The sequence below is a fragment of the Zobellia uliginosa genome (genome assembly GCF_900156625.1).
GTDB classification, from domain to species: domain Bacteria; phylum Bacteroidota; class Bacteroidia; order Flavobacteriales; family Flavobacteriaceae; genus Zobellia; species Zobellia uliginosa.
This window is the reverse complement of record NZ_FTOB01000003.1, coordinates 767835-794564: the sequence shown is the minus strand read 5'-3', so window position 1 is coordinate 794564 and position 26730 is coordinate 767835. Positions and strand designations below refer to the sequence as shown.

The following is a 26730-nucleotide window of genomic DNA, read 5'->3' as shown; positions in this document are numbered from 1 at the left end:
ATATGGGAATAGCACATAAAAAACAAAGTCTACAAGATCGAATCACGCAGCAGTGGGTTATTCTTTTTGGAAAGAAAATAGATACGACCGAACACCAATGGCTCTTAGGTCCTTTTGGCGGCACCAATGGTATTGGTTTAAAATTTATCGACTACCTGGCCCAAAAAGAAGGTTTACATGTGGATCATGGGAAAAGAAATAAGGGATTGATTCAATCGATCGACCAACTCAAGCTGTCTTCCAATGAATTAAACGCCTTATCTAAAGATGTGATTGACTTTTATCAAAATACATCTGATTACGACCTTCGGTTAAAAGTAAAATGGAATCCGTTTTTTAAGGGCTTCGGCGTTTTACTAAACATACTGTTCAGCAAAAGGATAGAACAACTAAACATCCCGATAAAAAACATAAAGGACCCCTCAGGATTGACAAGTGAAATAATTCAACTAGTAGACCCCAAAACAAATGAAGTCAAAAGAACGGTCTGGCTCCGAACCTTTAAGTCAACAGATCAAATCGTGTATTCGGGGGTTTATGAAACCTGTACCCTACCATCGGGGCAGACAGGCATCAAGGCGGTTTTTCCTTTACCCAATGGCAATGCTACCGTCATTTTAACCCCTAAGGTCGGAAGAAACGGTGAACTCATACTCGATTCCGCCGGACATCGAATAGGGGATAGCGGATTTTACTTTTTGCTGGAAGACGCAAAGGGACAATTATGGACCAAGTTCATTTCCTCATTTAAAGACAAGCTTGTAGTACGAAGTGAACATCAAAGAATTACCGCTACCCAGACCTTGACCTTGTGGAATTTGAGGGTTTTACAATTTGAATACAAAATAAAAAAAGCGGCACATGATAATTAGGCCATGGCCACAATGAATAAAAATAAAGCAAATGCTGAATTTCGACTGTAAGGACAACTACATTTTAGAAGACGACTTTGTCAAATTAAGTCCCCTTAAGACCGAGCACGTCAACGACTTAATTGAGATCGCCAACGAAGCCGATATTTGGAAATACTCTTTCGTAAAAGGGGACGGAATTGAAAACCTGACCCAATACATCCAATCGGCCATTGACAACCGAAAGATAGGGAAGGAGTACCCTTTTATCGTTTTTGACAAAATCGCGAATCAATTTGCCGGAAGCACCAGATATTGTGAAATAAGCCCTAGTCTGAAAGCCATCCGGTTAGGTTATACTTGGTACGGAAAAGCGTTCAGGGGAACGGGTCTAAACAAACATTGCAAATATCTGTTGTTTGAATTCGCCTTTGAAAAAATGGGAGCTGAGAGAATTGGGCTAGGAGCCTATATCGAAAACAAAATAAGCATTGCGGCAATGGAAAGCGTAGGCTGTAAAAAGGAAGGCATCATGCGGGGAATTTTTCCGGCAACGAACGGAATAGGACGAACCGACTCCGTTTTATTGAGCATTCTAAAAAACGAATGGGATGAAAATGGAAAATCGCGATTAAAAAGCAAGTTGAACACATAGGCACCCCGTACCATATAACATCCTTATAGAAGAAAATAGTGGGAGCGAATGCCGAAACTTAGAATCCATAATCTTTCCTCTAAAAGAGATACCCCTTGGCCAGCTTCCTTTAGGGGATTTATTGCTTTAGCGCCTATAACTATATAGTAGCGATACCCATTTTTCATTGTTGACTTTCATTGTTCAAGCTCACTTATCTTAAAATTAAGACCAACTAAAACCAAAAATATGGGAACAAAACAGAACATTCAAACCATTGACACCTTGTACAAGGCTTTTGCTACCGGCGATATGCCCACTGTTCCGGGCTTGATGCACGCAAAAATCGAATGGAAGGAAGCCGAGGGCAATGCACTTGCGGACGGAAACCCCTATATAGGTCCAGATTCGATCTTAGAAGGCGTATTTGCACGCCTTGGAGCCAAGCACGAGCACTTCGTAAAAATCCATGGTATCAGCGATAACAGGGCCTTAGCTATTTTAAGGTACGACGCCAAGGTAAAGGCTAGTGGAAAAAGCTATAATGCCCAGGCCGCACATTTATGGACACTTAACGATAAAGGAAAGATTACCGCCTTTCAACAGTATGTCGATACCAAGAAGTTGGCCGACGCCGAAATGTAATTTACAGTCCCCTCCCATAGTAGGCCCATATACAAGACCGCATCATTTCGGACCAAAAAATAACAACCCACAAGGGCGTAATGCCCGAATACAAATTGAAAATGAAGTACATACTCAGCCTCCTTTTTTTATTGATATCGATTTTTGGTTTTTCCCAAAAGCCATACGATTACACCTTATTAACCTATTCGCAGGTAGGATACGACAGCCATATGCCCAAAAATGCCATGATTCAAAATACCGATTCTACATTTTTGAGTGCCGATGCCACCTTTATATTAAAAAGGGCCTCAGACCATAAAAAGGTGCTTAAAGGCAAGATTGGGAAATCTACCAAAAAGTGGAATAAATTCTGGTGGAAAGTCGATTTTTCAGCTTGTAAAACGGCCGGTGCCTATGTTTTGGAAATTAGGGACCATAATAAACCTATATTCGAAAGTAAAAAGGAATTACCCATTACCATAGGCAAAAAACAGCTCTGGGACGAAACTTGGTATGCAACCGCGTTATCGCACTTACATATACGCGATAGCCTGAGCTATCAACCTGAAGGGGGGTGGAAAGATTGTGGCAGTCCCTTACAAGAGGTAAGCAGCCATATCATTATGTTAAACGCCTTATGTGACCTATTGGAATTGGACAAAGGCCACCTATCCCAGGCGCACAAAGCGGAAATACACGAACAATTGATAGTGGGGGCGAATTACGTTGCCCTGTGTCAAGACAAGGCGCAAGAGCTGGGCTTCAAGGAAGGTGCCGTCATTCATGAAGCCCGGGAGAATTTAAAGGTCGTGACCGGAAATGTGGCCAAAACGGCCATGATATTGGCCAAAATATCGCGTTTGATACGGGCTAAAAACCCTTCGCTTGCCAATGCATATAAAGCCCGCTCCTTAAAATCATATCAATGGATTTCAGAGTATGGCCCCGTGCTTCATTGGGACAATACCGATAATTTCGCCATCACCCACGGCGCGCCTTACGGCATGAAAAGACCGCCCAAGGAATGGATGACCAGGGATTTGGTCATGATGATGTGGGCCTCGCTCGAACTATACAAGTGCGGAGAATCGGAGTATAAAGACAAAGCCGTTGACTATGCTTCAAAAATCATAAAAAGACAAGTGCCGAAAGACCGGGCCGAAGATGGCCTTTACGGTCATTTCTACACCTACGACTCCTATGATTTTACCGAAAAAGCCGATATACACTGCGGTGCATGGAATGCCAATTATAAGGCCTATAACCAAGGCGGACACTTTCCCCATTACTTGATTCCGTTAATAGAGATGATGGATCTATGGGGCGATCACCCGAATGCGGTGAGTTGGAAAACCTGTGTCGATAGTTTCGCTTTTAACTACTTTCTGCCGGCCACCCATCAAAACCCTTTTAAAATACTCCCCGCCGGATACTACAAAAACGAGGGATTATTGAACTGGAGCGGATGGTACCACGGACATAATAAAATCTTCGGCTATGCCGCAGGCCTCGCCATGGAGTTTTATAACCTATATGACGACGATAGGTTTATTGAAATCGCCCTTGGTAATTTACAGTGGATAACGGGACTTCATTCGGGCTTCCATGATAATACGGAAGACTTTTCGGCAAGTATGATCGTTGGAATAGGAAACCGTTCCAAAGCGGATTGGGATGCCATGACCGGCACCATAACCAACGGCTTTGAGGCCGATGGTCAGTTTAAACTGAGTAAACCTAAAAAAGAAACCGATCTACCTACGGTTTTCGGCGATGAAGGCGGAATTCACCACCCTGCCGGCTGGATTAGCGGGCTCACTCGTTTGTATTACTACCAGAAAAAATAAGTCCTGAAATAGCTCCGTATGCGATGGGGTGGAAATCGACAGTGCCCACACACCGACCCAACCGGTACAAGCCTGCTGTTCGCTCCGCGTAAATAAAAATGCCTTGCAATAAATTTCCACTGCGGAAGGCTCAGTACTAGGCTTTGAAGGGCGCCCAGGGTAGGGGATGTCCTTTCCAGGCCAACAAACCCATTCAAAGGTGAGGAATTTCTTATCATGGGGATGTGCCGACATAGCAGAGAAAAGAAACGGTTTACAGCAAGTACAAGAAGCCCCAAAACACAGACCCTACGCAGACTTACGAATAACTTGTCAAAAACTTTCTAAAAAACCTTACGTAAATCCGTAAGGCAGGTATTCGCAAAGATGTTAAATTAGAGGTTTAGAAAAAAGATATAGTTGCGCGAGTGCTATAAGAAGGATAGCATTAATAGCTATATCCCGTTGTTAGCCACAAGTAGGTACGATATAGAAACATTCTTTACAAAGTTATAGAAACATCGTATATACTTTTTTAGATTACAATTTGAACCAAACTCAAATATGAAAGCAATAAGGTATATCATTTTCATTCCAATAATTTATCTGATTATTTTTTTAGTTTATTCATTAATACCAATTTCATTATTTGGATTAATGAGTCTAAGTAAATTTTGGATAATTATCTTATTGATATTTTTTGGTGGTATGACTGTCGGATTATTCCAATTATTACCGGGAGGAATTACTTGGTTATCTGCTAAAATATCACCAAGTAGAAATTTTGCTTTTTATTCTATTTTGACAATAAGCGTTCTTTTGGGGATTTCAAAAATTCTTTACTATTGGACACTGACTGACGCCTACGAAGATAATTTTGGAGTATTATTCGCTATTTTACTCACTTGTTTGACAATCGGATTTGCTGCTTCCTTATCAGTTGGAGCAGGAATAGAAATGTTTGAAGAAAAGGAAGAAAATTTGAGCCTGTTAATGACAATTGGTTCCATTGTTTTCTACCTTGGAATATTCTTGACATTCTGTTTATTAGCAACTAAAATATGCAATATTGATCCAGAGAAAACCTATTCTTGGTATTCTGGAATTTGGCACGGAATCTTTGTTATTCCGAATTGGGTCGTAAGTTGGTTTGCTGATGATGTGTATTGTAAAGCACCGAATTCAACGACAGCATACAGTATTTGGTGGTGGATTAGTTTTATTTTTATAGGGTTTGGTATTCTTGGTGGAGGAAATAGTCGCAGGTAAATACTTAAAAAAAAATTAATGTCAAACACTATAAAAATAATTTTATCAATTTTATTATTCACCTGTCTTGCTGATTTACCCTATGGTTATTATCAATTTGTTAGGTTCGCAGGTCTTGTTGGTTTTGGATATTTAGCTTATGAATCACATCGAAATGGGAAGGAAAAAGAGATGTATATTTTTGGTGCTTTGGCTTTACTTTTTCAACCATTTTTTAAAATTGCATTAGGTAGACAAATTTGGAATGTGGTAGACGTGATTATAGGATTAGGATTAATAATCTCAATTTTTATTGACGGAAAAGAAAATAAATGATAAACCCCTGCTTATAACAATAATAACCATTGCATTACGTAAATCTGTAAGGCAGGTATTCGCAAAGATGTTAAATTAGAGGTTTAGAAAAAAGATATAGTTGCGCGCGTGCTATAAGAAGGATAGCATTAATGACTCTATCCCATTGTTGGGTGTAATTTAAAAAAACGAATAAATATTGGCTGAATTAGATTACAAAGAGAAGTTTCTAATTGAAAAATTATTTGATATGCCAACCGGCTACGTAATGGATTTTTCCAATAATACTTTCCAATCATTTATTTATGACAGTATTAAAGTAAATATTTATGACGACAAGTATTTTTATGCAAGTGGCTCAAAAGCAAATAGATTAAGAGCTTTTTTCACAGAAGAACCAAGCTATAAAGTTGGACAATTGCTAACTGCTCTTTTGGACTATTGGCACACAAAAGCAATAGCAAATGAGAATGGATTTGATTTTGAACGAGACAAAAATATATATACAGAGTGTTTAAAGATTGCTAAAAGACTGAAAGAAGAAAAAATAGTTGAAGAAATTGAAGTTATTAAGGAGAAAGAAAATGACAAAGATTTCTCTTTGCTTGCAAAATCAATCCGAGAAAGTATTGATAAAAATGAACCCGAAGCAGCTTTAGACAGGTTGCATACTTATGTTATGAAATACATAAGACAGCTTTGCGAGAACCATACAATTGAGATTAAAAAAGATGAATCTTTAAACGCAATTTTTGGAAAATATGTAAAATTTATTGTTTCACACGACAAAATTGAATCTAAGATGACTGAGAGAATTCTAAAGTATTCAATTCACGTCATTGAAGCATTTAATGACATAAGGAATAATAAAAGTTTTGCACACGATAATTCAATTCTCAATTATTCTGAAAGTGTCTTGATTTTTAACAACGTAACTAACTCGATAAAATTTATCGAATCCGTTGAAAAGACTTTAAAACAAGAAAATAAAAAAGAAGAAACTGAATCGGCAGATTGGGAAGATTTGCCTTTCTAAAAATATCTAAGAGCCTATGTAACAAAGTAGATGTAGTAACCAGCTATCTGTTTGACCTCAGTAAGTTTCTGTTCTTCGCATTAGCAATAGTGCTTGTAGAATTGATAAAATATCAAATTATGGAAAAACTGAAAATGATTATTCGTGAAGCAACCCTCATGTGAAGAATGGAGCCTTTACTTTGGTAAATCAATAACTGACGAAAAATCGACTTTATTAGGATAGAGGGTGGGGGGTCTCCATGGGTAATAAGTTTTCGGATGCTTTTTCCCATATCTTACTGATGGCTACAATAACCGCTATTTTAGGCAAGTTACTTATCGTGTTACGTCTCGTAATTAAAAAGACCATTGCCAAAAACACAATTGGTATTTTGGGTGTGCTTTTACTCTATCTTTCATTTAGATACTTGGCATATCCCAGTCTACCTCATACCGATTTTCATAAATGGGCCTTCTGGTCCGGGCTACCTTTTCTTCTGGTGTCTATATTCTTATTTCACGAACAGTATACCGTACTAAAAGTAAGCTTCAAAAAGAAAAGTACATAATTTACCCGGTAAACAAGGCATAAACCATGTGCCGACATAGCACAAAAAAGAAGCGGTTTACAGCGGGTGAAAGAAGCCTAGAAACACAGATTATATTCTAGTTAGGGAAAGCTAACAATAGCACCTAAAAATTTATCTTGGTTTCTAAAGTAACTTAAAAAACGACAAAGGCCTTTCTGTATCATCAGAGCGCCTTTGTCGTTTAATTGACAATTGTTATTGTGTTTATTGGACAATAAGTTTTGTACTCTGACCATTGGAATTGATAAAGTACATTCCTTTAGCAAATCCTTCTAGTGATATTTTCTGATTTTCGGAAACCACACTTACTTTTTTAACCACTTGACCTACACTATTATAGATGATTATACTACTTCCAATTTCACTATTAGGAACAGTCACAAAATCATCTGTTTTTGCGGGGTTAGGATATAAAACTTCGGTAGTTTCCACAGGGTCTTCCAATGTTAATCCTTTTGCCGCTAACAAATTAGCGCTGTTGCTCGTCACTTTTCTAATCCAGATTCTTGTAATAGACCACACATCGCCGCCATTACCAACTGAAAATCGCAAATCTAGTTTTCCGTCGTTGACATTTACGTCAAATGACCTATTAACATATTGCCCAGCATTGGTGTTTATGTTTGTTAATTTATTTTGCCCTTCGGCCGCGACATTCATATTTTTTCGGGCATAGGTGTCCCCAAAAGTGATCAATACGTTATAAGTGCCATTGGATAGGTCTTGAGTGAAGAACCTCGTTTGTGAACTAAAATTAATATCACGGTTTATATTATTCCTTCCGTTAGAAGCCCCACGATCTCTTGATCCGATGTCATTGGTGTTCGCCCATCCAAAATTACCAGCCCTAGTGGTGTTGGAAACCCGTGTATACCCTGGCCATACAGCCGAGGTGTCCGTTCCTAAATCATATTGAAATTCAGTGGCACTGTCGTTACCGTTGTTTCCACCTCCACTTACCGCAACAGGCTTGTACACACGTATCCAATCGACCCAGAAGATATTTTTGCTATCATCGGCCAGTTCTTCTTGAGTAGCCGCAGGCCTCCAATCTGTTTGATTTTCGCAATCAATAATAATATTTGTTGCCTGATTTAACCCTGTTCCACCGAGATGATTGTTAGGATCTATTTCGTCTCTTGTGACCGTTCTAACCTTTACCCCGTCAATATAATATTCCAATGTAAATGGATCTTTCCAATAACATCCATAACGGTGATATGCTGAACGCCATGGTGTACCTCCGTTGTAATACCATGTAGCGTCTCCCATAGGCTGATAATCCGTAAAGGGGTTACGAATAAATGTATGGTGGCTCAAATGCATTCTTTGGGCGAACCAAGTACCCCCCCGATCACTGCCATAGCCTTCCATAATATCAATTTCCTGAGTCTCGTCGTCAGTCAAGGTCCAGAAAGCATTTGCTAGTACCTGGTCCATTATCTTGGCCTTAATTTCCATATATACCGGGTACTGAATCTTATTTTTGGAGCTGATAATTCCGTTGTAAGATTTTCCATTCCCTGCTGGTTGTGCTTGAATGGCCAATTGAGAACCATTGGTCCATGCCTGCGGTGCATTAAAAATTGTTGATCCAGGGCCAGTCCATCCATTGATATAGGAAGGTTTCCATTTACTAGTAAAGGCAGCAGGCCTATTTCCTTCACTACTTACGTAATTAAAACTATCCGAAACATTATCCTGTAATTGCCAAGTCATACCATTTCCGGGATTGGCAGGTACAGGAATTCCGTTCCAGTCCTGTGCAGCGATAGAGCCACACAAAAGAAAAATAAAATACAATAAAAAATAATTTTTTTTCATGATAATATGATTTTAGGGGTTAATAAAAATGAATTCAACAAACAAAAAGATGAATCACCGCCAAATATATAATTCCGTGTCTGTTTTCTTGGTTTTGCCAGCTCAACAAAAACTGAACAAAGCTGTTATTTGTATATATTTTCCCACAGTATTATTAAAGAATAATCTTATCGATGTAGTAGGCTTTTGAAGCTATTTTATCAATATTACACCCTAATAGGCAAGGGCTTCATAGACGCCTGTGGAGAAGTGTCAAATATGGGAAGGTATCCGAACTCGCCAAATGAAGGACTGGAACTGTCCCTACTATTGGCGAAGTATTTTGAATATTACAATAAGGAAAAAAGATATGAATCCATAGCTTATAATAGTCCGATGGACATGTTTCGAAAAGTAGCATCAATTAACCGAGATATGTATAAAGGCTAAACTACTTATTGGGGAATGAACATAGAGCGAACTATATACGAAACCTATTCTTCGATTTTAATGAGGTTGGTGTACTTTTTTATTTTTTTGTCAACGATTTTATCCTTCAGCTTTATTTTTTTATAGGTATTGTTCTTTATGGCAGCCGGAAAGCCCCTGTTCTCTATAATATAGTCCAACACATCTTCTTTATCTTCGGGGCTAAGGAGCAGTTTCTTTTTTTCCTTACCTTCAACGATTAAGTTTTCGCCCTTGAAGGTAAATTCAGCGTTCTCAAATTTCCTGATTTCATCGCTAGTTACATTATAGGCTATGATAAAATCGTTGTACGCGGGAAGGGTTTCAGCTTCAAGTATGCTATGCAGTATGTTGGACTGACCATCCCTGGTTTTGATACCTAATTTTAAGGAGGTGGGTTTCTTTACGTCTACCTGAAAAGTTTCATAACTATGGGAATAGTTTTCCATTGCTTCCTGGGGCTCATCGTCCAAGGCATACCATTGCTTGTTCAATTGCAGTAAGGGTTTACTGGGAGAATTGTAATTGTAATACTGAATGTGAATGGTGTCTTTTAGGGTCTCATCTTTTCTGCCATAGACTGCGAAGGCCTGTTTTTGTTCTTGGGGCACCTGTAGTTTCAAGGATCCGTTCTTTAAATGATAGGCTCCGTACATAACCAGATCCATACTGCCCACACTTAGTGAGAAGAAAAACTGGTGGGTGTCTAAAAAGACAATGGAACTTGCCATTTCAAAACCGCCCATGTTATACCCGCCTTCCACCGTATCGGAACCTTTAGAAAAGGCTTGTAAGCGCTCTTGTTCTTCACTGTCTATCACTACATTTTCCCTAATCCGTACCCCATTTTTATAAGCACGGTATTCGTCATTGAACAAGACTGTACCTTCAAATGGTTTTCCGTCTTTATAGGTAGCCTCTGCAAGTACTTCCCCGTCATAATAAAAAGCGGCATAGGCCCCCTCTTTTATTCCCGCTTTGGCATGGTAGTACCCTATGGTCATATCCCTGGCGACATTATAGAATTTTTGTTGACCTTCTTCCTTGCCCTCTTTTAAATTCACAATAATGGGGATTTTAGACCAACCGGTAAACTGTCTTTTTTCAACGAAAGTCCCGTCCTGTTTTAGGCCTTCTTTATAAAATCCTTCGGCAATTTTCTTTCCCTTGTTCCATACCGATTCCTTTCCATTTTTGGTCCCCTGGGTATAGGTTGTGACATAGGTAAGATTGTCCTCGTCTTCCGTCTCAAAAGTACCTTCGTAAGGTTGGTTGTCTTTGTAGACTCCGGAATACATTACTTCACCATTGTTGTCATACCGCGTATAGGGGCCGTTAAAGCCTCCATATTCAACTTTTGTAATGGATTGTATCCCTTTTACATATCCACACCGATCTCCTTTGAAAAAGCTTATGACCGCGCCATCCACAACTTCTTCGTCCATGCAGTTGTTTTTTTGGATCACCCTTCCGGCTTTGTCGTAAAAGATCTCTGTGTTTTCATCATAACAACCTTTTTCCGGGCAAATGCGTTCATAGGCCAGTATTTTGGTATTTTCATAATACAATTGTTCTCCTGTTCTATTTCCCTCCTTATAACTTATAAAACACTCACTGACCCCTTCGTTTGGCCTGCCATCTTTATAGTGCAATGTGGTCAATAATTTACCTTCTTTATCATAGGATTTGGAGGATTGCCATTCGCCGTTCAAAACTTCGACATCCCTTTTTACGGCATCATTTTTATAATAAGAGATGATCGCTCCGTTCTCTTTTTGGTTTTTATAGGTAATCATTGCTTTTTTATGACCATTGGGATAATACCACACTACGGTGCCATCGTAATAAGTATTGGCGCCCAAAGCGGCCGTTTCCGTAGAATCCATCCTTAGCTCCCATCCCTCAAATTGCAAGGTGCCATCGATATAATAGTCCTTTACCAAATATCTATTCCCGTCTTGCTTTAAGGGCAAGGGCCTGTAGAAACTGGCATTTGATTTTGTGGTTTCGCCCCAATTGTGATCGTAATAGATGGTATCATTTTGGGCGTTTATTTCGGTTTGAAAGAATAGGGTAAAAACTAAAAGGCAAAGGGTGTAGTATTTTGTGTTCATGATTTTATTTTAATTAGGCGGAAATGGCACCGCACATAGCAAATTTAGGCGTTAATAGATAGGAGACACGGTAAAGGCGGGTAGGGGGGACGGGTAGACTTGCTTCCTTTTTCCGCAGCTAAAAAAAGCGGGGGGAATCGAGAAATGGTTCACCCGCTAGGGCCAGTGTCGCCCCCTTGGCAATGCATATTTATACGAAACTTGATGGCAATATGTGAAATAGGATTTTTCTTTTAATCTTATAATTAATTTACCAGCCTAAACCAATCCTCTAATTTTAGTGGGAAAAAAGATGTTCACCCCGGATCCCATAAGGCCTATGCTTTAACTCAAGCTTAGTTACGCACTATAGGGAATATGGGCACAGAACGGATATAACATTTACAAAAAACCAAGGATTACTTTATGAGGCTATAAACGGTAATTTGTTTAAAATATTTTCAGGGGAAATGAACCCCGTCCCCATGTTGATGAAGGCGGCATCTATGGAAGTTCCGCTTAAAGCCGAAGCAGCCTTTGCTAGAAAGACCGTGTTAGGGGCAAAAACTATTTGAAATGTATAGTGAACGTTGTTCCTACATCAACCGTACTAGATGCGGAGATAACGCCGCCCATGGCTTCAATCTGCGTTCTTGTCAAAAACAAGCCTACACCTTTTGCATCAGGGTGCCTGTGAAAAACCTTATTCAATCCAAATAATTTATGCCCGTGTTGCTCTAAATCAATACCGAGCCCGTTGTCATGGAACTTAAGTATGGTTTTTCCGTTTTCAATCCCTGTTGTGATACGTATTTCCGGTAGGCGGTCTTCAGATTTATATTTGATCGCATTTCCGATCAAATTCAGGAAAATGCTTTCCATGTAAATTCTCTTATAGGGAATGGTAGAAACCTTGGAAAAGTTGCCTTTGATTATGGCGCCGGACTTTAATATGGCTCCACTAAGTATTTCTTTGGTATTTAATAGCACCTCGGCAAAATCGATATCTTCAAGATCTTCCCCAGAATCACTAATCTTTGTTTTTAATGCATCGACCAAGGTATCAAGCGTTAAGGTAAGATGCTGAACAACTATTTTAAACTTGCTAAATATATCTTTACGGTCCGCTACATTTTCTGACTTATCATATATTTGAAGTAAGGCGTTAAGGTTGGCCACCGGAGCCCTTAAATTGTGCGAGGTTATATGGGTGAAATCTGCAAGCTGCTTGTTTTGATCGGACAGTGTTTGAGCTACGAGTTCTAAATTATTTTTTGCGTCATTAATTTTTTGTTCGGCTAATTTCTGCTTTGTAATATCACGTATAGCAGCAGAAACCAACAAACCCTCTTCTGTGTGAAGTGGACTCAAACTTATTTGAATGGGTATTTCTTCCCCATTTTTTTTTAAGGCGTACAACTCTTTGCCATGCCCCATTTCTCGAGATATCGGGGAATGGAAAAAACTATTTCTGTGGTCTAAATGTTTATGATAAAATCTAGTGGGTATTAAGATTTCTACGGGTTTATCAACTAATTCAGCCGGGGTATATCCGAATAATTTTTCCGATTGTTTATTGATCAGTTGTATTACCCCCTTGTCATTTACGATAACCATGGCGTCAGGAGCCGATTCTAGAAGCCCTCTGAACTTCTTTTCCTCCATTTTAATTTCGGTAACATCTTGGCAAGTGCCGATCATTTCAATAATCTGCCCCTTTTTGTTTGTAAAAACTTCCCCAAAAAGCTGAATGGTTTTGACCTTACCCGAGCTTGTTATTATACGATGTGTAAAACTTTCCCACTTTTTATCGTTTTCTACGTTCTCAAAATGTTGATCGACAATTTTTATATCCTCAGGATGAACAAACCTGTAATACGAATTAAAATTAAGGTCGGATATGTCTTCATCAAGCTCTAAAATTTTATAGAAATTTTGTGACCATTTCACTTTATCGGCAACTGTATCCCATTTCCAACTGGCCATCATTGAAATCTGTTCCGCAAAATTTAACAGCTGATTTTTTTTCAGTAATTCATTCTCAACGTACTTTATTTTAGAAATATCTTTTGAGATTGCAATAAATCCTTCATTCGCATTCGCGTTATTTTTAATACCCGTAATCGTAGAGATTACGTAAACGGGCGAACCATCTTTTTTATAATAGGTCCATTCACGAGTGTCGTTCAACTCTATTTTAGAAAAATTCACATAATGATCAAAGGTGGCCGGGTCCCTTCCATTAAGTACTGCAATATCATTTTTGAATTTTATGATTTCTTCTTCGTTAATGTATAATCTAGGCTTTTCTTTTCCTGCCATTTCAGCCGCAGAATAGCCCAATAAAGCCTCGGCACCCTGATTAAAACGGTTAATAACACCATCCTTATCCGTTGATACGATCATAATCGATTTAGAATCGAATATAGCCTGCAATTCAGAATGGGCCTTGTTTAATTGCTGTTCGGCAAGTTTGGTTTTATTAATGTCTTGTATTATTCCAAAAAGCCTGGTCCGTTTTCCATTCAAGTATTCTGCCCTTCCTACCACCCTAGTCCAACATACATTTCCCTTGGCGGTAATAATTTCTAATTCTAGATTAAAATGAGTGCCGTCTTCCTCGGCACGTTCAAACGCTTTTAGTAATTTATCCCTACTCTCTCCTTCCTTAAAAAAATTGACCCCACTATCAAAAATGGGTGTAAAATCTTCTGAAACCTCGTGTATTTCACGAGTTATCTTATTCCAATACACCTCTTTTGTTACAAGGTTTAGCTCCCAAGCCCCGATTCGCGCAATTTCATTTGTTTTTTCAAGTATGTCATCAATTCTGGCTTTTTCCAGCTCTTTTTCCTTTCGACGTGTAACATCGCCGGTATGTATTAAAATTCCGCCAATTTTGTCCTCTGATATAAACCAAGGGCGAACATCCCAATAGATCCATTGTATGGAACCATTTTTACGCTTAAAAGCCGTTTCTTCACAAATATCCGTAGCACCGTTTAGGCATCTTTTGTGTATAGCTTTCCAGTCTTCACCTATTTCAGGAAAGATTTCATAGTGCGAACGGCCTATTATTTCAATTCCTTCCAAGCCATAATCTTTTATCCATGATCGAGACGCTGCAATGTAGCACATGTCATTATCGACCATAGCCATTGCAGTAGAGGCCTGGTCTATGAACATTTTCTGATACTCTTTCTGTGACTTCGAATTGTTTTTAGCTACACCCAATCATTCAAATTTTATATAATTTTTACTTAAGGTAATGAAAATTAGTGATATAGAATAGAATAGCTGGATTGAACAGCTGTTTTTTATTTAAATAAAATCTTACAACATTAAGCGAATTATCGTAAAATTGCCAGCGGTTTTAGTATATAGCTACATTTGAGGCAAATTGCACCCAACCTGGTTAAGGACATAAATTTGATGCCCCGTTATTATCGGATTTCAACTATGGGGAATATATTTACAGTTCAAACGATGGTATGGTAGTCACATATTTTTGTGGCTTACAAAACGAAGCCTGGAAGCCTATAGCCGAAATAGTATCCGAAGCGAATGAAAAAGATAAAACACTAAAAACAGGCCCTACTATTCAAAGGTTGATCGGACTCGTTGCGGACAGGCAAAATCCTGATTCCTATTTTACTCAAGATATCTATTGTCCAAAATGCCGCTCAAAAGTTTTCGCTATCAATTCCGATAAAAAACAGGGATTAAGGATTACCAAACTTTGACATTTGAAAATTTCATGAGTTTATCTGAGTTTAAACCAAAATATTTAATAGAGAGCTTGATACCGGAACAATAAATCCAAAGCACCTTGGGTTAATAAAACAAACAGAAAGCTTTCGCTATGGGAATATTAGACAACCTCTTTGGAGGAAAGAAACAGAAAGGGAATCCTAAAATTGATTCTTCCACATTCAAAGTACTTAAAAAAAACGATTACAAAAATTTTGAGGAAGCTGTTGGTCAAAATGCGGGACTATCCTTTGAAAAACAAATGATTTTCGGAGATGTAATCGGTTCAAAAGCTTGGGAGCTTGATATGGGAAAGGGAAAAATCATGTTTGATTCCCTAGCTTTTCCCATTCAAATAATCGGTTCGCTTTCTTTTAACGATAACTCTTGGATGTGGGCTTGGGCCAATACACAAAGCGGAATGCCTGAAAACCTGTTAATTCAATCCAAGCAGCTTAAGGCCATAGGGGAAGAGAAGCATATTAAAGAATTGACCGATCCCCATTTTAATGTGGAGGAAGGCTTTGAACACAAAATTGGTATGATGGTTTGTGGCTTGTTTGGCTCAAAAAGCTATTACTGTGCCAATTATGGGCAAGGAAGCCTTGTTGTAACCATAGATGACGATAAAATACCCGGTATTGACAAAAACAATTTTGAAAAAATAATGAGCTGCTTCCCTCAATTAATAAGTGGAATGGAATTGAACCATAAAAGCGCCTTTATGAATTATCTGATCGACCGAGAGTTTCAATTAGCTATTTCAGAAGATAAGGTTGAAGGAATGAGAAATGGTAAAGTGGTTGTAGCGGAATTTGACGAATTGAACCGGCTGAAGTCCTTGAAAGGAAAAATATAAAACGTTTAAGAACCATAGAGGTCAGATACACTTTCCTTTGGTCCGGCCCTCGATATCACCATAGGTCTACACACATTGAAAAAACATATAATAAACATATACCCGCTGATTTTTGTGGTCCTACTTCTGATTTCTTGCCATGCGGAAAAGAAAGAAATACCCACAACCGAAAAAGATATCGACCAAGTCATACGGTTAAGCGATCTCTACACCGAAGAACAAATTGACCAATATTTTACAGAGGTCAAATCTGAATTTAAAAAGTTTGTTGAAGATGATGATATAATTACTTACGAGTTACAGGCAGAACAGATAACGAATAAAGGCGTCTTAGGCTTATATAATAAAACCACGGCCTTTCCTTTAGATGTAGAAGAAAATCATTTTATGGCTTTTGTTATGGACCAAACCGTAGAGTTATTAGATTCTAAGGAACTAGATTATACTAAAGTCGATAACATTACCATAAATTCTACAAATTATGTGACCTATGAAATTTTTTCGGATAACCGCAAATTTGGTTACTTTATCTTATTCCACAAGAAGAACAAGATGTTCTCTATAAATCTATTCGCCCTTCCTTTCTTAGAACCTGATTTTGAACTGCTGAACAAAAAAATAGATAATCTCTAAAAAAGCATAAACCGTTAATTAGGCCCTTAGCCAACAGGGACAAAAAACACGTCCCTCAAAAGCTGAAGAAACAAAATCGAAATAAAAATTTGCCTATCCATATACCGTAGAGTATATTAGCAATATGGTACGATCGGAAAAAACCCGGCAATTAATAATTGAGAAAACCGCCTCTATATTCAATAAAAAGGGATATACGGGAACGTATTTGTCCGATTTAACCAAAGCTACGGGATTAACAAAGGGCAGTATTTACGGTAACTTTAAAGATAAGAACGAGGTTGCGCTAGAAGCTTTTCGGTACAACTATAAATTCCAGACGAGACAAATACTAGATAAAATTGAACAAGAAAACAAGGCGACAGATAAATTAATCGCTTTCTTAAACCATTACAAAACAGCCTTTAAACCGATTTTTAAAAACGGTGGTTGTGCCATATTGAATACGGCTGTAGATTCAGATGACGGAAATGATCTATTGAATAAGGAAGTCGTAAAAACCATTCACAATTGGCACCATAACGTCACTTCCATTTTAGAGGATGGAATCAATAAAAAGGAACTTAAAGAAATAGACGCCAACCAATTTTCATACCGAATGATTTCTATGATCGAGGGTAGCATCTTACTGGCCAAAACACTGGACAAACCAGAAATATTATTAAACAATATAGAATATCTCGAAACAGAAATTCTTCAATTAAAACAAGAGTAAAAAAAATTTAACCCGTCATATACCTTACGGTATATGCAAAATATACAATGATGAAAAGAGTAGTAATAACAGGACTGGGAGCCATTACGCCTATTGGTAAAAACGTAAAAGAGTATTGGGATAATTTATTGAAAGGGGTTTCAGGGGCGAACAAAATAACACGTTTCGATGCGAACAAATTCAAAACCCAATTTGCTTGTGAAATAAAGGACTATGATGCTTTGAACTATTTTGACCGCAAGGAAGCTAGAAAGCTCGATAGGTTTAGTCAATACGGACTAATCGCGTCAGAAGAGGCTATCAAAGATGCTGAACTGGAATTTTCAAAATTGGACACGAATAGAATTGGTGTGATATTCTCTAGCGGAATCGGTGGCTTTGAAACTTTTGAAAAGGAAATAATCGATTATACCAATAACCATTTTACCCCTCGGTTTAATCCATTTTTTATAACCAAAATAATTTCTAATGGTTTATCGGGAACCATTTCAATCAATAACGGATTAAGAGGTGTAAACTATTGTCCGGTAACGGCCTGTGCTTCATCAACTCAAAGTATAATTCAAGCTTTTAACTATATCCGATTAGGAAAGGCAGATATCATTATCGCAGGTGGCTCGGAAGCTCCAATTACAGAGGCTTCAATTGGAGGGTTCAACGCAATGAAGGCCATGTCCACCAACAATGAAGATTATAGTTCCGCCTCAAAACCATTTGATAAAAAGAGGGATGGCTTTGTTGTTGGTGAAGGAGCTGGAGCCTTAATCATAGAAAGTTTGGATTCCGCGATAAGGAGAAATGCCAAAATTTATGCCGAAGTTGTTGGAGGTGGGGAAAGTTCAGATGCCTATCATATTACCGGCACACACCCTGAAGGACTTGGAGGATTTTTAGCCATGCAAAACGGAATAAGCGAAGCGAATATTACGCCAAAAGAAATTAATTATATAAATGCGCACGCCACATCTACAGGTTTAGGAGACTTGTCTGAAATTAAAGCCATCGAAAGGCTATTTGATTCAAATCTCGATAAAATTCAAATTAGTGCGACTAAATCTATGACAGGACATTTATTGGGGGGAACAGGGGCTATAGAGGCCATTTCCACTTGTTTATCGGTAAAAAAAGCTTTGATTCCCCCGACGATAAACACCACCGAAGTAGATGAAAACATATCAAAAAAACTGAACTTATCCCTCGGTAAAAAAACATCTAAAGATATTAATTACGCCTTGAGTAACAGTTTTGGATTTGGAGGACATTGTGCTGCCCTTATACTAAAAAAATATGTTGGCTAACCATACATAAAAAGGTCTCACAACAATCCCTCCTTTGAAGGGGGCAGGGTGGGGACGTTCCCAATTCCAACACATCCCCAAACTGACTGGGGCGTACTGCTCGTACCGATCACATGAAAACGTCCCCCAATACCCCCCCCATGAGGGGCGCACCCAGGATTTATCCCATACTGCCCCAATTGCCAATCTACCTCATAAAAGGCTGATATTTCCCTGAAAATAGGGATAAATCCTCTTGGCCTATATATCATTTTTGTGGTTCAAATTAACAACACCTACTCATATGAACCTCAAAGAGCAGTCGTTAAACACATTAACACGCATCTGTGAACTACTTTTTAAATCACATTTTAACCCCGAATTAAAAGCCGAACTCGAAGACGTCTTTTATCTTGAAAAAAAAATTGACTTTGAAAAGCTGTATCCTGAGAAAAAACTAACCCCTCAAGACAGAATCACCCTTTTCATCATCGATAAACTAGACGAATTGGAGTTGGTATATGTGAACGACTATTGTTTTGATATGTATGATGCTTTGGACATTTATAAATTTTTCCATCACATTGAAGTTCCCTATGACCACACCAACGAAGAACTCGAAACCGACGAAGTAGCGCGTTATAATTATCTTAATGGGCTATTTGAAAAACACCAACAAAAGGTTTTGATTATCGATATCGACGGCGATAACCTAGTGTTCTTGCCAGTAGCATTCAACGACCTTAAAGAATTACAAAAACTATGCTTGAACAATTCTTATTTTAAGGTTTCCGATACTATTGCAGACCCCAGCATACCTATAAAGGATGCTTTTGAACTGCTCCCTTTGCTATACGAAAAAAAAGACCTGAAACCCCTGTTTGTTTTACAGACCGCTACATAAATTCCAAGAACTTTTTTAAGATATTGAACAGCGACTTGTTACAGGACTGCACCACCTATTGGCTTTACAATAATCTGGAAGAATATGTAGAGATTCTTAAAGAGAAAAAAGATGAACATAAAAATATCCTTAAACGTCTTTTTGGGAAAAAAACACAAAATTACTTGATAGCAATAAACAACCCTGATGAAGAATGCTCTTTTTTGTGGAACGATACAGCCCCGGAACAACTTTATATCCATTATAAATCAAAACCACTAAATACCCGAGATTATTTTTTAAATAACAGCACAAACGACACCCTGCTTTTAAAACCCGATGACCCTTTACAGAAGCTATGGGAACGCACCTTGAGCAGTATTGAGAACACAATGTTTTATTTCCCACAGATAGACTATAAAAAATTACGTCAAATTGTAAGCGACATGCGTTTTAGTTCTTCTTCTTATGATGACGAGCACCCCTTTCCCACAAAACCCTTTGTGTACCATGTGCGCCATATAAATCAAGAAAACCTTAAACAGGAGATATTGCCTATGCTTGGTATAAAAGTAGGACTGGATATATTTTATTATAAATCGTATCAGAAAGACTACTTGGTCTACTTTTCTAAAGAAAATGAAGAAATGGAACTTATTCTAGGCAATCAGCCCGAACGTTATTTTTGGTCCGTACACCTCTTTAACGAACTGTACGATGCCCTATACCCAGATGATAGTTTATAAAAAACGAATACCATTAATACCAACTCCATGAAATTATATACAACGCTTCTTTTAATAGCGTCTTTTTCCATAAACGCTTTGGCCCAACAAGACACCCTATGGTTTGACCATAATTGGAACAAAACCACCAAAGACAACGCACATTATTACAGGCCGCCGGTTAAGAAGGAAACCTCTAGCCTTTATCGCATTAACGACTATTACCTGAACGGTACCCTGCAAATGACCGGTCTTTCCAAATTTAAGGACAGCGTGATCCTCGAAGGAAAGGCCACTTGGTACCGTAGGGATGGTAAAGCAATGCAAACCGAAACTTATACAAACAATAAATTAAACGGCCTATGTACTTACTATAAGTACGATACATGTAAAAAGAATACCCATAAAAAAGACATCCCCGAAACCAAAGAAACACCAAAAGAAAATTGCATCTACCATATACGGGAAGTTGCCTACAAGGACAATTCCCCAATAAAGGAAATTATTTACGATACCGACAAAAAGGGTGCCCGCGAGGAATATTTCTATAAGCAGGGCAGCGTTTACAAAAAGCTGTTCTATGATACCGAAGGAAAGTTATTGGGTACCTACCATGCATTGGACTTTGGCAATGACTACGGCACCTCGGTAAGCTATTACAAGATGCCCATGCGCCCTAAGCGAATTGCGAGAATCAAAGATGGCTTTGAATGGTATGCTTACGCCTATTACCCCAACGGACAACAACGTAGTAGTTTTGATACTATACAAAAAATGAAGACCTACTTTGACGAAAAGGGCAAAGTGATAGGGACCTTGCAGTATAAGGGCGAACTTGATCAATTATCGATATACCACGGTAAGCTCTTTAAATTTTACACCGACGAAAGAACCGTTAAAAGAATTGAAACTTACGAGGCCGAGAACCTGGTCAATAGTAAAGATTTCAATACGTACTCCATTCTCATACGTGAGCGATTTTACGACCATAATAAAATTGTAAAAACCGTCTCCTATACCGATGATGGTAAAAAACTAGGGGAGTTTACCCAAAAAAACGGGGTGTTAAATGGTACACTTCGAAATGATAGGAACCAAATTGTCTCCTATAAAAACAGCATTATTACAAAAGCCCTTTATCCTTACCTTAATTCCAAAAAGACATTTGCCGCATTAAAAGACTCTATCATCACATACTACGATACCATAGGAAAACCGATTGCAACATTAAAGGTAGCCACTAGCAAAGATATGGGGGTTCCAGACAAACTGGAGAATGGGTCATATCGCCCGATTCCCGTGGAAGGGACCATGTTGTTCCACGACCATAAAAACAGAATCGAGGAGAAGACCACCTTCAACAACTACAAAAAGACCAAAAAAACCTTATTTAATTATAGGGATGACAATTGCTTCAGGCAAGACATTATATACAATGAAAAGGAAAAACCCATAAAGCACACCTTCTATTTTAGCAACGGAAACAAACGATCCGAGCTATTCTATAATCCGGAAACCGAAGAGAAGGAAAAGGGTGTCTTCTTCAACGAAAAAGGCGAACAAATTTCAGAGTTCGATTATACGACCCAGACAGGTACTTTTTATGAGTATCATTCCCAATCCGATGCGATTAAGGAAATATCCACCCAAAAAAATGGCGAACTCGTAAGCCGTAAAGACTACCGGATGGAGTATGACAGGAGCATAAAAGGCCATAAGAACGTGCTTCGCGAAGTTATCAATGCCAATGGCGAATCGGCATTTTACTCTGAACAAGGCACCCTGATCGGCAAGGCTGTTTTTAAAAACGGAAAACCGTGGTCTGGTGTAGTGTACGACAAGAACAGCTATAGAAAATACGAGGTTAAAGAGGGAAAAAGACACGGGAAGTATATACGTTACGCCGGGAATGGAACAACCATTAAGGAAGAAGGACAGTATCTCAACGATAAAAAGCACGGTACCTTTATAAAATGGACGGGCATCCGTACATCCTACGAGGCAAAGAATACCAAGACCTTAGAGAAGAACTACAAAAATGGTGTAAAAGATGGCTATACCATTACATATGACAAAACCGGAAAGGAGATATCGAAAGTCTTGTATAAGGATGGCAAACGCGAAGGCTATGCCACATCTTACGATAAAAATACCGGTAAAACCTATCGTCTGCTATATAAAAACAACGAGCCCTACGACGGTGTTTTGGTCGACTCGTATGGCAACGAAAAAATATATAAAGACGGAAGCATCGTTAAAGACACCAGGCTGACCGAAATTAAGTTTCAAAACAATTACCAAAACATTAAAACCGTTACCACCTATCTCAATGAACACACCCAAAAGAAAGAGGTTTTTGATCTAGAGGGTAAACGCCTGCTTACCTACACTGAGGCATACCGCGAATTGCAGGGCGAAGTGGTGCAGTATAGCAACAACAAGCCCAAGTACAAAGCCGTTTTCAATAATGGTGAGTTGCAAGAGGGCACCGTTTGGCTAAAAACCTCCCGTAGGTTTCCTTCGGAGAAATATGCCCAATTAAGTAAACAGAACGGTACCGTTACCTTAAAAGCCTACAACGAAAATCAGGAACTTTTATTTGGTGCCGAGATTGTTCCAAAACTGTACAAAGATTATGGCGAACGTATTTTGTCTTATAGACTGGGCTATGATTTAAAAGTAAGGGGAAGTGATCTTTTACAAATTGATTTATTCGATAATCGATAGTCCGCAAAGCGTCATGGCATCGGGCATTGCCCAAAAAAGCAATATCCCTGTTTTCAGGGAGCTTTGCGCCATACGGCCACATTACTTTTGAAAAAACCAAAAACCATAAAAATGACAAAGTCCCGACTTTTACTGGTAACCATTTTCACTTTCCTTTCTTGTAATACGGACGATGATACCACTGCTGAAAGCACCTTTTTAGACGGGGATTTGGAGATTCGTTCCCAAGCGGATTTGGATGACCCCAGCATACAGAATTACAAAACAATAGGTGGTAATCTGGTCGTTCATTATACGGAAAATGTTGAAGATTTAAGCGCATTGGCCCATCTAAAAGAAGTAGAGGGCAGCATCCTTATCAGTTATAACGATGTGTTGACCTCCCTTGAGGGATTGGAGCGCATTGCAAGCCTAAATAATTTGCAAATTAGCAATAACCCCGAGTTGACCTCTTTAAACGGACTTGAAAATTTAACCGAACTTTCGGAAGCTTTAAACATTAACGATAACCCCACTCTTAATGACCTATCAGGTCTGTTAAATTTAGAAACGGTGGGTGTACAACTGTCTGTAATGAACAACCCTGCGCTGGGGAATTTAGAGGGATTCAACAGCTTAAATAAAGTCCAAGAGCTCTTACTCACGAACAATAACAGCCTAACGGATATTAGTGCCCTTGAAGGCCTTTCCCATAGTTCTGAAATCAAAATATATCTCAATTCCAATTTAAGCGACTTTTGTGCCTTGGGCAATTGCCTTGCCGAAAATGTCGAAACCATTAGTTTTATTACCCAAGGGAACGCATACAATCCCATCTTACAGGATATAATCGATGGTAACTGCTCTAATTAAACGAATCGAAAAACGTATACCCCATACCGCCCATGACAACAAAGAGCCTTATAAAACTATCGGAGGAGATTCCCGACTTCCCCACACTCAGGTTAATTGAAGAGTACAAATACAGCAATAGCCCTAAAGCAAAAAAGGAGCAAGAAGATATGCTCGGTGAATTGAAGGGCTTGCTTCCCGAGGCATACCTAGAAACAATGCCCACAAGTGAGCAAGCGTTTCAAGTGCCCGAACCCACGGCACTCTATTACGATCACGATCTGAATTTAGAGCAACTGGACCTGTCTTCTATTTCGGAAAACAGCATGGTGGTCAAGGGTAACCTTAGCGTAGACCATTTGATCATAGATGCAGAAATAGATATCAACACTTCCTTGGTCGTAATGGGAAACCTAGAGGTGGAAAATTTCATTTGTTCCGGTAGCGACATTTATGTAGCCAAAACCATTCACGTAGCCAATAGCTTTATAGCCCACTACAATCACGGGCGCATAAGGGCCCAAAAACAATTCGCCCATTTGTTGCTTACCCATGATTATTGGGGATTTGAAATACCCGAATATAAAGTGGACAAAAACTGCCATTGGCAAGACCAAAAGGCCTTTCCCTATTCGGAGGTCATTCAACCCGAATTGATAGAAAGCATGACGGATAATGAGGGTAAAGTGCAACAGTGGCCAAACTTTGAAAAAATATGCAACTATATAGAGGCTGATAAAGGTATTTTTAGATAATAGTGATTAGAACCCTCGAAAATAACAACTGTGACAAATGACTAGCAACAAAACAATCACCATAGCCGTACTTTTAGTAACACTCTCTAGTTGCATATCTAGATTAGAACAACATGCACTCTATGGAACCGTAGTCAATATCCAAAAACACCCTATTGTAAATTGTTCCATTGGGGAAACAACAACCGATAGTAGTGGGTATTTTTATCTTCCAGAAAAACGCTACAACCAATTTTTACTTTCAGAATTATTCATTATGGAAGCTCCTCCTATTGCATATAACATCCCTGTAAAAAAAGAAGGCTATAAAACCACCTATATTTCATTTATCAATCCCCGAGGTGGCGGCACTAAAAAAGGTGCTTCCCGTAATCTTGACACCATATATTTAAAGAAAAAAATAAACTATAGAACTAATGAATAAAGAATCTTTAAAAAACTGGCTTTCATCCTTAAACCTTAAATACAGTAAGGAATATTGGGGCATGACACTCACCATGAGCACGGTAAATATAGAACATTGGCTTTACAGCCGTAACCAATTAAAACCTGAAGATTTAAAACTTACATTAAGCATGCGCATTACAGGAGATTGGATAGCACAACTAGAACGAAAAGACCGACTTTTTATAGCGCAATGGCGACAAAGTGGACTAACGGTAGAATCACAACAGCTTAAATATCGCAGACTAATACCGTGGCCAAAACTAGCATCTTATACTAAATTTCCGCTTATAATCCCTGCTTTAGAATCAGCACTCGATGTAAAATTTATACGCCATATTGATATAAGCACAATAGGAATAGAACCAAAACAGTATTTAAAAAAGAACTCTAAAATGCAGCAATGGTTAAAACCCTGTGCTGACACTTTTGGCGAACACATGAGTTATGAAAACGACTAACAACCAAGATGAAATAAAGGCATTGTTGCACACACTTCCTAAAAAACACAGAAGCGCCTTGATTCCAGCTACACAAAAAGAGTTAGAAGCTCTCAAATATCGCGCAATTGCTTTTGGAGTTAATAAAATGATTATTAACGAATTACTAGATCTATATACTGTAGCTAATAATTTTAGATATGAAGCCGTTTTAGAATTTCATTCCTGTACTGATGATAGTATTTTTGAATGGTGGGAAGACGGTGAACTTTGGTTAGGGCAAAACGATTATAACACCCTACGATGGGTACATGGAAAATTCTGTTTAGGTGATGCTTCAAATATAAGTTATACAAAAATCATGAGTACGCTAGTTTAATTGCACTCATATAAAGATCCAAATATAAAGAACATTGTAGACCATTTACTTTCTGAACTATAAATCAAATATCCTGTGCTACTAACTTCCATAAAAATTGATGATTGTATAGAGACCGGGAAACAAAAAACTATTTACAAAGCCGCTTTCAACGGTATCAAGTACTATAACCCTCTTTTTCTTTTACAACAACCACTTCAACGAAATCCCTGTTTTTGGGGATAAATACCATCTTGTCCGCTCATAATTTTGGCTCTTCACAATTCAAATTAATGACATGAGAACTTTTTCAGAAATTAAAAATGGCATTCCCAAAACCCTATCAGTGCCAAAAGCATTAAAACTATTATGCGACTGGATCGATGAAAACGATTATCCCATCAGCGGTGGCTTTGAGTTAATGGCAGATGATGGCGAGAGTATAGGTTCGTGGTTCGATTCCGAAGATGTATCTGACCGATTCGGTGTTTTTGGAACAGGACCCGATGGTTCGCTCTACGCCTTATGGGCAGATGACGATGGCCATCAAAAAATTGTGCATCTAGGCTCCGAAGGAGATGCCCTCTACATATTGGCCGATTCTTTTGTCGATTTTTTGCGTATGCTGGCCATAGGCTATTCGGAAATAGGCAGTGCAGATATGACAAAAACGGCTGAGGAATGGAACAGTGATGACGATGATGAAAGTATAAACCCCGATTTTCAAAAATGGGTAAGCGCTACATTTCATGTCACCATACCCAAAACCGGAAGCGAAATTATGAATGTCAACGATTCGCACTTTAAAAACTGGGTTCACCAAAAACTAGAATACCATGACAATTAAAAAAATTATTTATC

23 protein-coding genes are annotated in these 26730 nt (G+C 38.5%); 20 read left to right on the top strand and 3 right to left on the bottom strand.

What is annotated here, in order from left to right; genetic code table 11:
- Nucleotides 1-2: 2 nt before the first annotated feature.
- The 7 genes from BW980_RS12020 to BW980_RS11990 all read left to right on the top strand — a co-directional run bounded on the left by BW980_RS12020 (nucleotide 3) and on the right by BW980_RS11990 (nucleotide 6537).
- Nucleotides 3-872 carry a hypothetical protein gene (locus BW980_RS12020; RefSeq protein WP_076455590.1) on the top strand — a complete coding sequence of 290 codons (870 nt, stop codon included), beginning with the start codon at nucleotides 3-5 and terminating at the stop codon, nucleotides 870-872.
- Between the two features lie 31 nt (nucleotides 873-903).
- Nucleotides 904-1506 (top strand): GNAT family N-acetyltransferase, encoded by a 603-nt coding sequence (locus BW980_RS12015; protein ID WP_076455449.1) that lies wholly within the window; start codon nucleotides 904-906, stop codon nucleotides 1504-1506.
- 228 nt (nucleotides 1507-1734) lie between these two features.
- Nucleotides 1735-2130, top strand: a complete 396-nt coding sequence (locus tag BW980_RS12010; RefSeq protein ID WP_076455448.1) for a nuclear transport factor 2 family protein — start codon at nucleotides 1735-1737, stop codon at nucleotides 2128-2130.
- Between the two features lie 101 nt (nucleotides 2131-2231).
- On the top strand, nucleotides 2232-3959 hold the full coding sequence (locus BW980_RS12005; protein ID WP_175609886.1) for a cellulase N-terminal Ig-like domain-containing protein: 1728 nt from the start codon (nucleotides 2232-2234) through the stop codon (nucleotides 3957-3959).
- Between the two features lie 543 nt (nucleotides 3960-4502).
- The gene (locus BW980_RS12000; protein WP_076455446.1) at nucleotides 4503-5207 is read left to right on the top strand and encodes a hypothetical protein; all 705 of its coding nucleotides are present in this window, start codon (nucleotides 4503-4505) and stop codon (nucleotides 5205-5207) included.
- An 18-nt stretch (nucleotides 5208-5225) separates the two neighbouring features.
- Nucleotides 5226-5522: a DUF6804 family protein gene (locus BW980_RS11995; RefSeq protein WP_076455445.1), complete on the top strand. Its 297-nt coding sequence runs from the start codon at nucleotides 5226-5228 to the stop codon at nucleotides 5520-5522.
- Nucleotides 5523-5700: 178 nt separating this feature from the next.
- Nucleotides 5701-6537, top strand: a complete 837-nt coding sequence (locus BW980_RS11990; protein WP_076455444.1) for an abortive infection family protein — start codon at nucleotides 5701-5703, stop codon at nucleotides 6535-6537.
- 775 nt (nucleotides 6538-7312) lie between these two features.
- Here the strand turns inward: BW980_RS11990 and agaA are convergent.
- From agaA to BW980_RS11965, 3 genes are all read right to left on the bottom strand, one after another.
- The gene (gene agaA / locus BW980_RS11980; protein ID WP_076455442.1) at nucleotides 7313-8932 is read right to left on the bottom strand and encodes a beta-agarase AgaA; all 1620 of its coding nucleotides are present in this window, start codon (nucleotides 8930-8932) and stop codon (nucleotides 7313-7315) included.
- A gap of 473 nt (nucleotides 8933-9405) precedes the next feature.
- Entirely contained in the window at nucleotides 9406-11493 is a 2088-nt protein-coding gene (locus BW980_RS11970; RefSeq protein ID WP_076455440.1) for a toxin-antitoxin system YwqK family antitoxin, read from the bottom strand.
- A 546-nt stretch (nucleotides 11494-12039) separates the two neighbouring features.
- On the bottom strand, nucleotides 12040-14706 hold the full coding sequence (locus BW980_RS11965) for a PAS domain-containing sensor histidine kinase (RefSeq protein ID WP_076455439.1): 2667 nt from the start codon (nucleotides 14704-14706) through the stop codon (nucleotides 12040-12042).
- 628 nt (nucleotides 14707-15334) lie between these two features.
- Here BW980_RS11965 and BW980_RS11955 point away from each other — a divergent pair.
- The 13 genes from BW980_RS11955 (at nucleotide 15335) to BW980_RS11895 (ending at nucleotide 26716) form a co-directional block, all read left to right on the top strand.
- Entirely contained in the window at nucleotides 15335-16081 is a 747-nt protein-coding gene (locus BW980_RS11955) for a DUF6882 domain-containing protein (protein WP_076455437.1), read from the top strand.
- A 114-nt stretch (nucleotides 16082-16195) separates the two neighbouring features.
- The gene (locus BW980_RS11950; protein WP_175609885.1) at nucleotides 16196-16714 is read left to right on the top strand and encodes a hypothetical protein; all 519 of its coding nucleotides are present in this window, start codon (nucleotides 16196-16198) and stop codon (nucleotides 16712-16714) included.
- A 124-nt stretch (nucleotides 16715-16838) separates the two neighbouring features.
- Nucleotides 16839-17429, top strand: coding sequence for a TetR/AcrR family transcriptional regulator (locus BW980_RS11945; protein ID WP_076455435.1), 591 nt, complete (start codon nucleotides 16839-16841; stop codon nucleotides 17427-17429).
- Between the two features lie 50 nt (nucleotides 17430-17479).
- Entirely contained in the window at nucleotides 17480-18727 is a 1248-nt protein-coding gene (gene fabF / locus BW980_RS11940) for a beta-ketoacyl-ACP synthase II (protein ID WP_175609884.1), read from the top strand.
- 283 nt (nucleotides 18728-19010) lie between these two features.
- Nucleotides 19011-19610, top strand: coding sequence for a hypothetical protein (locus BW980_RS11935; protein WP_076455433.1), 600 nt, complete (start codon nucleotides 19011-19013; stop codon nucleotides 19608-19610).
- 164 nt (nucleotides 19611-19774) lie between these two features.
- The gene (locus tag BW980_RS11930; RefSeq protein WP_139327667.1) at nucleotides 19775-20335 is read left to right on the top strand and encodes a hypothetical protein; all 561 of its coding nucleotides are present in this window, start codon (nucleotides 19775-19777) and stop codon (nucleotides 20333-20335) included.
- A gap of 27 nt (nucleotides 20336-20362) precedes the next feature.
- Nucleotides 20363-23041: a toxin-antitoxin system YwqK family antitoxin gene (locus tag BW980_RS11925; protein ID WP_076455431.1), complete on the top strand. Its 2679-nt coding sequence runs from the start codon at nucleotides 20363-20365 to the stop codon at nucleotides 23039-23041.
- Nucleotides 23042-23152: 111 nt separating this feature from the next.
- Nucleotides 23153-23893 carry a receptor L domain-containing protein gene (locus BW980_RS11920; protein ID WP_076455430.1) on the top strand — a complete coding sequence of 247 codons (741 nt, stop codon included), beginning with the start codon at nucleotides 23153-23155 and terminating at the stop codon, nucleotides 23891-23893.
- A 32-nt stretch (nucleotides 23894-23925) separates the two neighbouring features.
- Complete coding sequence (locus BW980_RS11915; protein WP_076455429.1) at nucleotides 23926-24627, top strand: hypothetical protein; 702 nt, start codon at nucleotides 23926-23928, stop codon at nucleotides 24625-24627.
- Between the two features lie 37 nt (nucleotides 24628-24664).
- A complete protein-coding gene (locus BW980_RS11910) occupies nucleotides 24665-25051 on the top strand; it encodes a carboxypeptidase regulatory-like domain-containing protein (RefSeq protein WP_076455428.1) in 387 nt (128 codons plus the stop codon).
- Entirely contained in the window at nucleotides 25044-25532 is a 489-nt protein-coding gene (locus BW980_RS11905) for a hypothetical protein (protein WP_076455427.1), read from the top strand. The genes BW980_RS11910 and BW980_RS11905 overlap by 8 nt, the downstream gene beginning before the upstream one ends.
- Nucleotides 25519-25890: a hypothetical protein gene (locus BW980_RS11900; protein WP_076455426.1), complete on the top strand. Its 372-nt coding sequence runs from the start codon at nucleotides 25519-25521 to the stop codon at nucleotides 25888-25890. The genes BW980_RS11905 and BW980_RS11900 overlap by 14 nt, the downstream gene beginning before the upstream one ends.
- A 277-nt stretch (nucleotides 25891-26167) precedes the next feature.
- The gene (locus BW980_RS11895) at nucleotides 26168-26716 is read left to right on the top strand and encodes an SMI1/KNR4 family protein (RefSeq protein ID WP_076455425.1); all 549 of its coding nucleotides are present in this window, start codon (nucleotides 26168-26170) and stop codon (nucleotides 26714-26716) included.
- The last annotated feature ends 14 nt before the right edge of the window (nucleotides 26717-26730 follow it).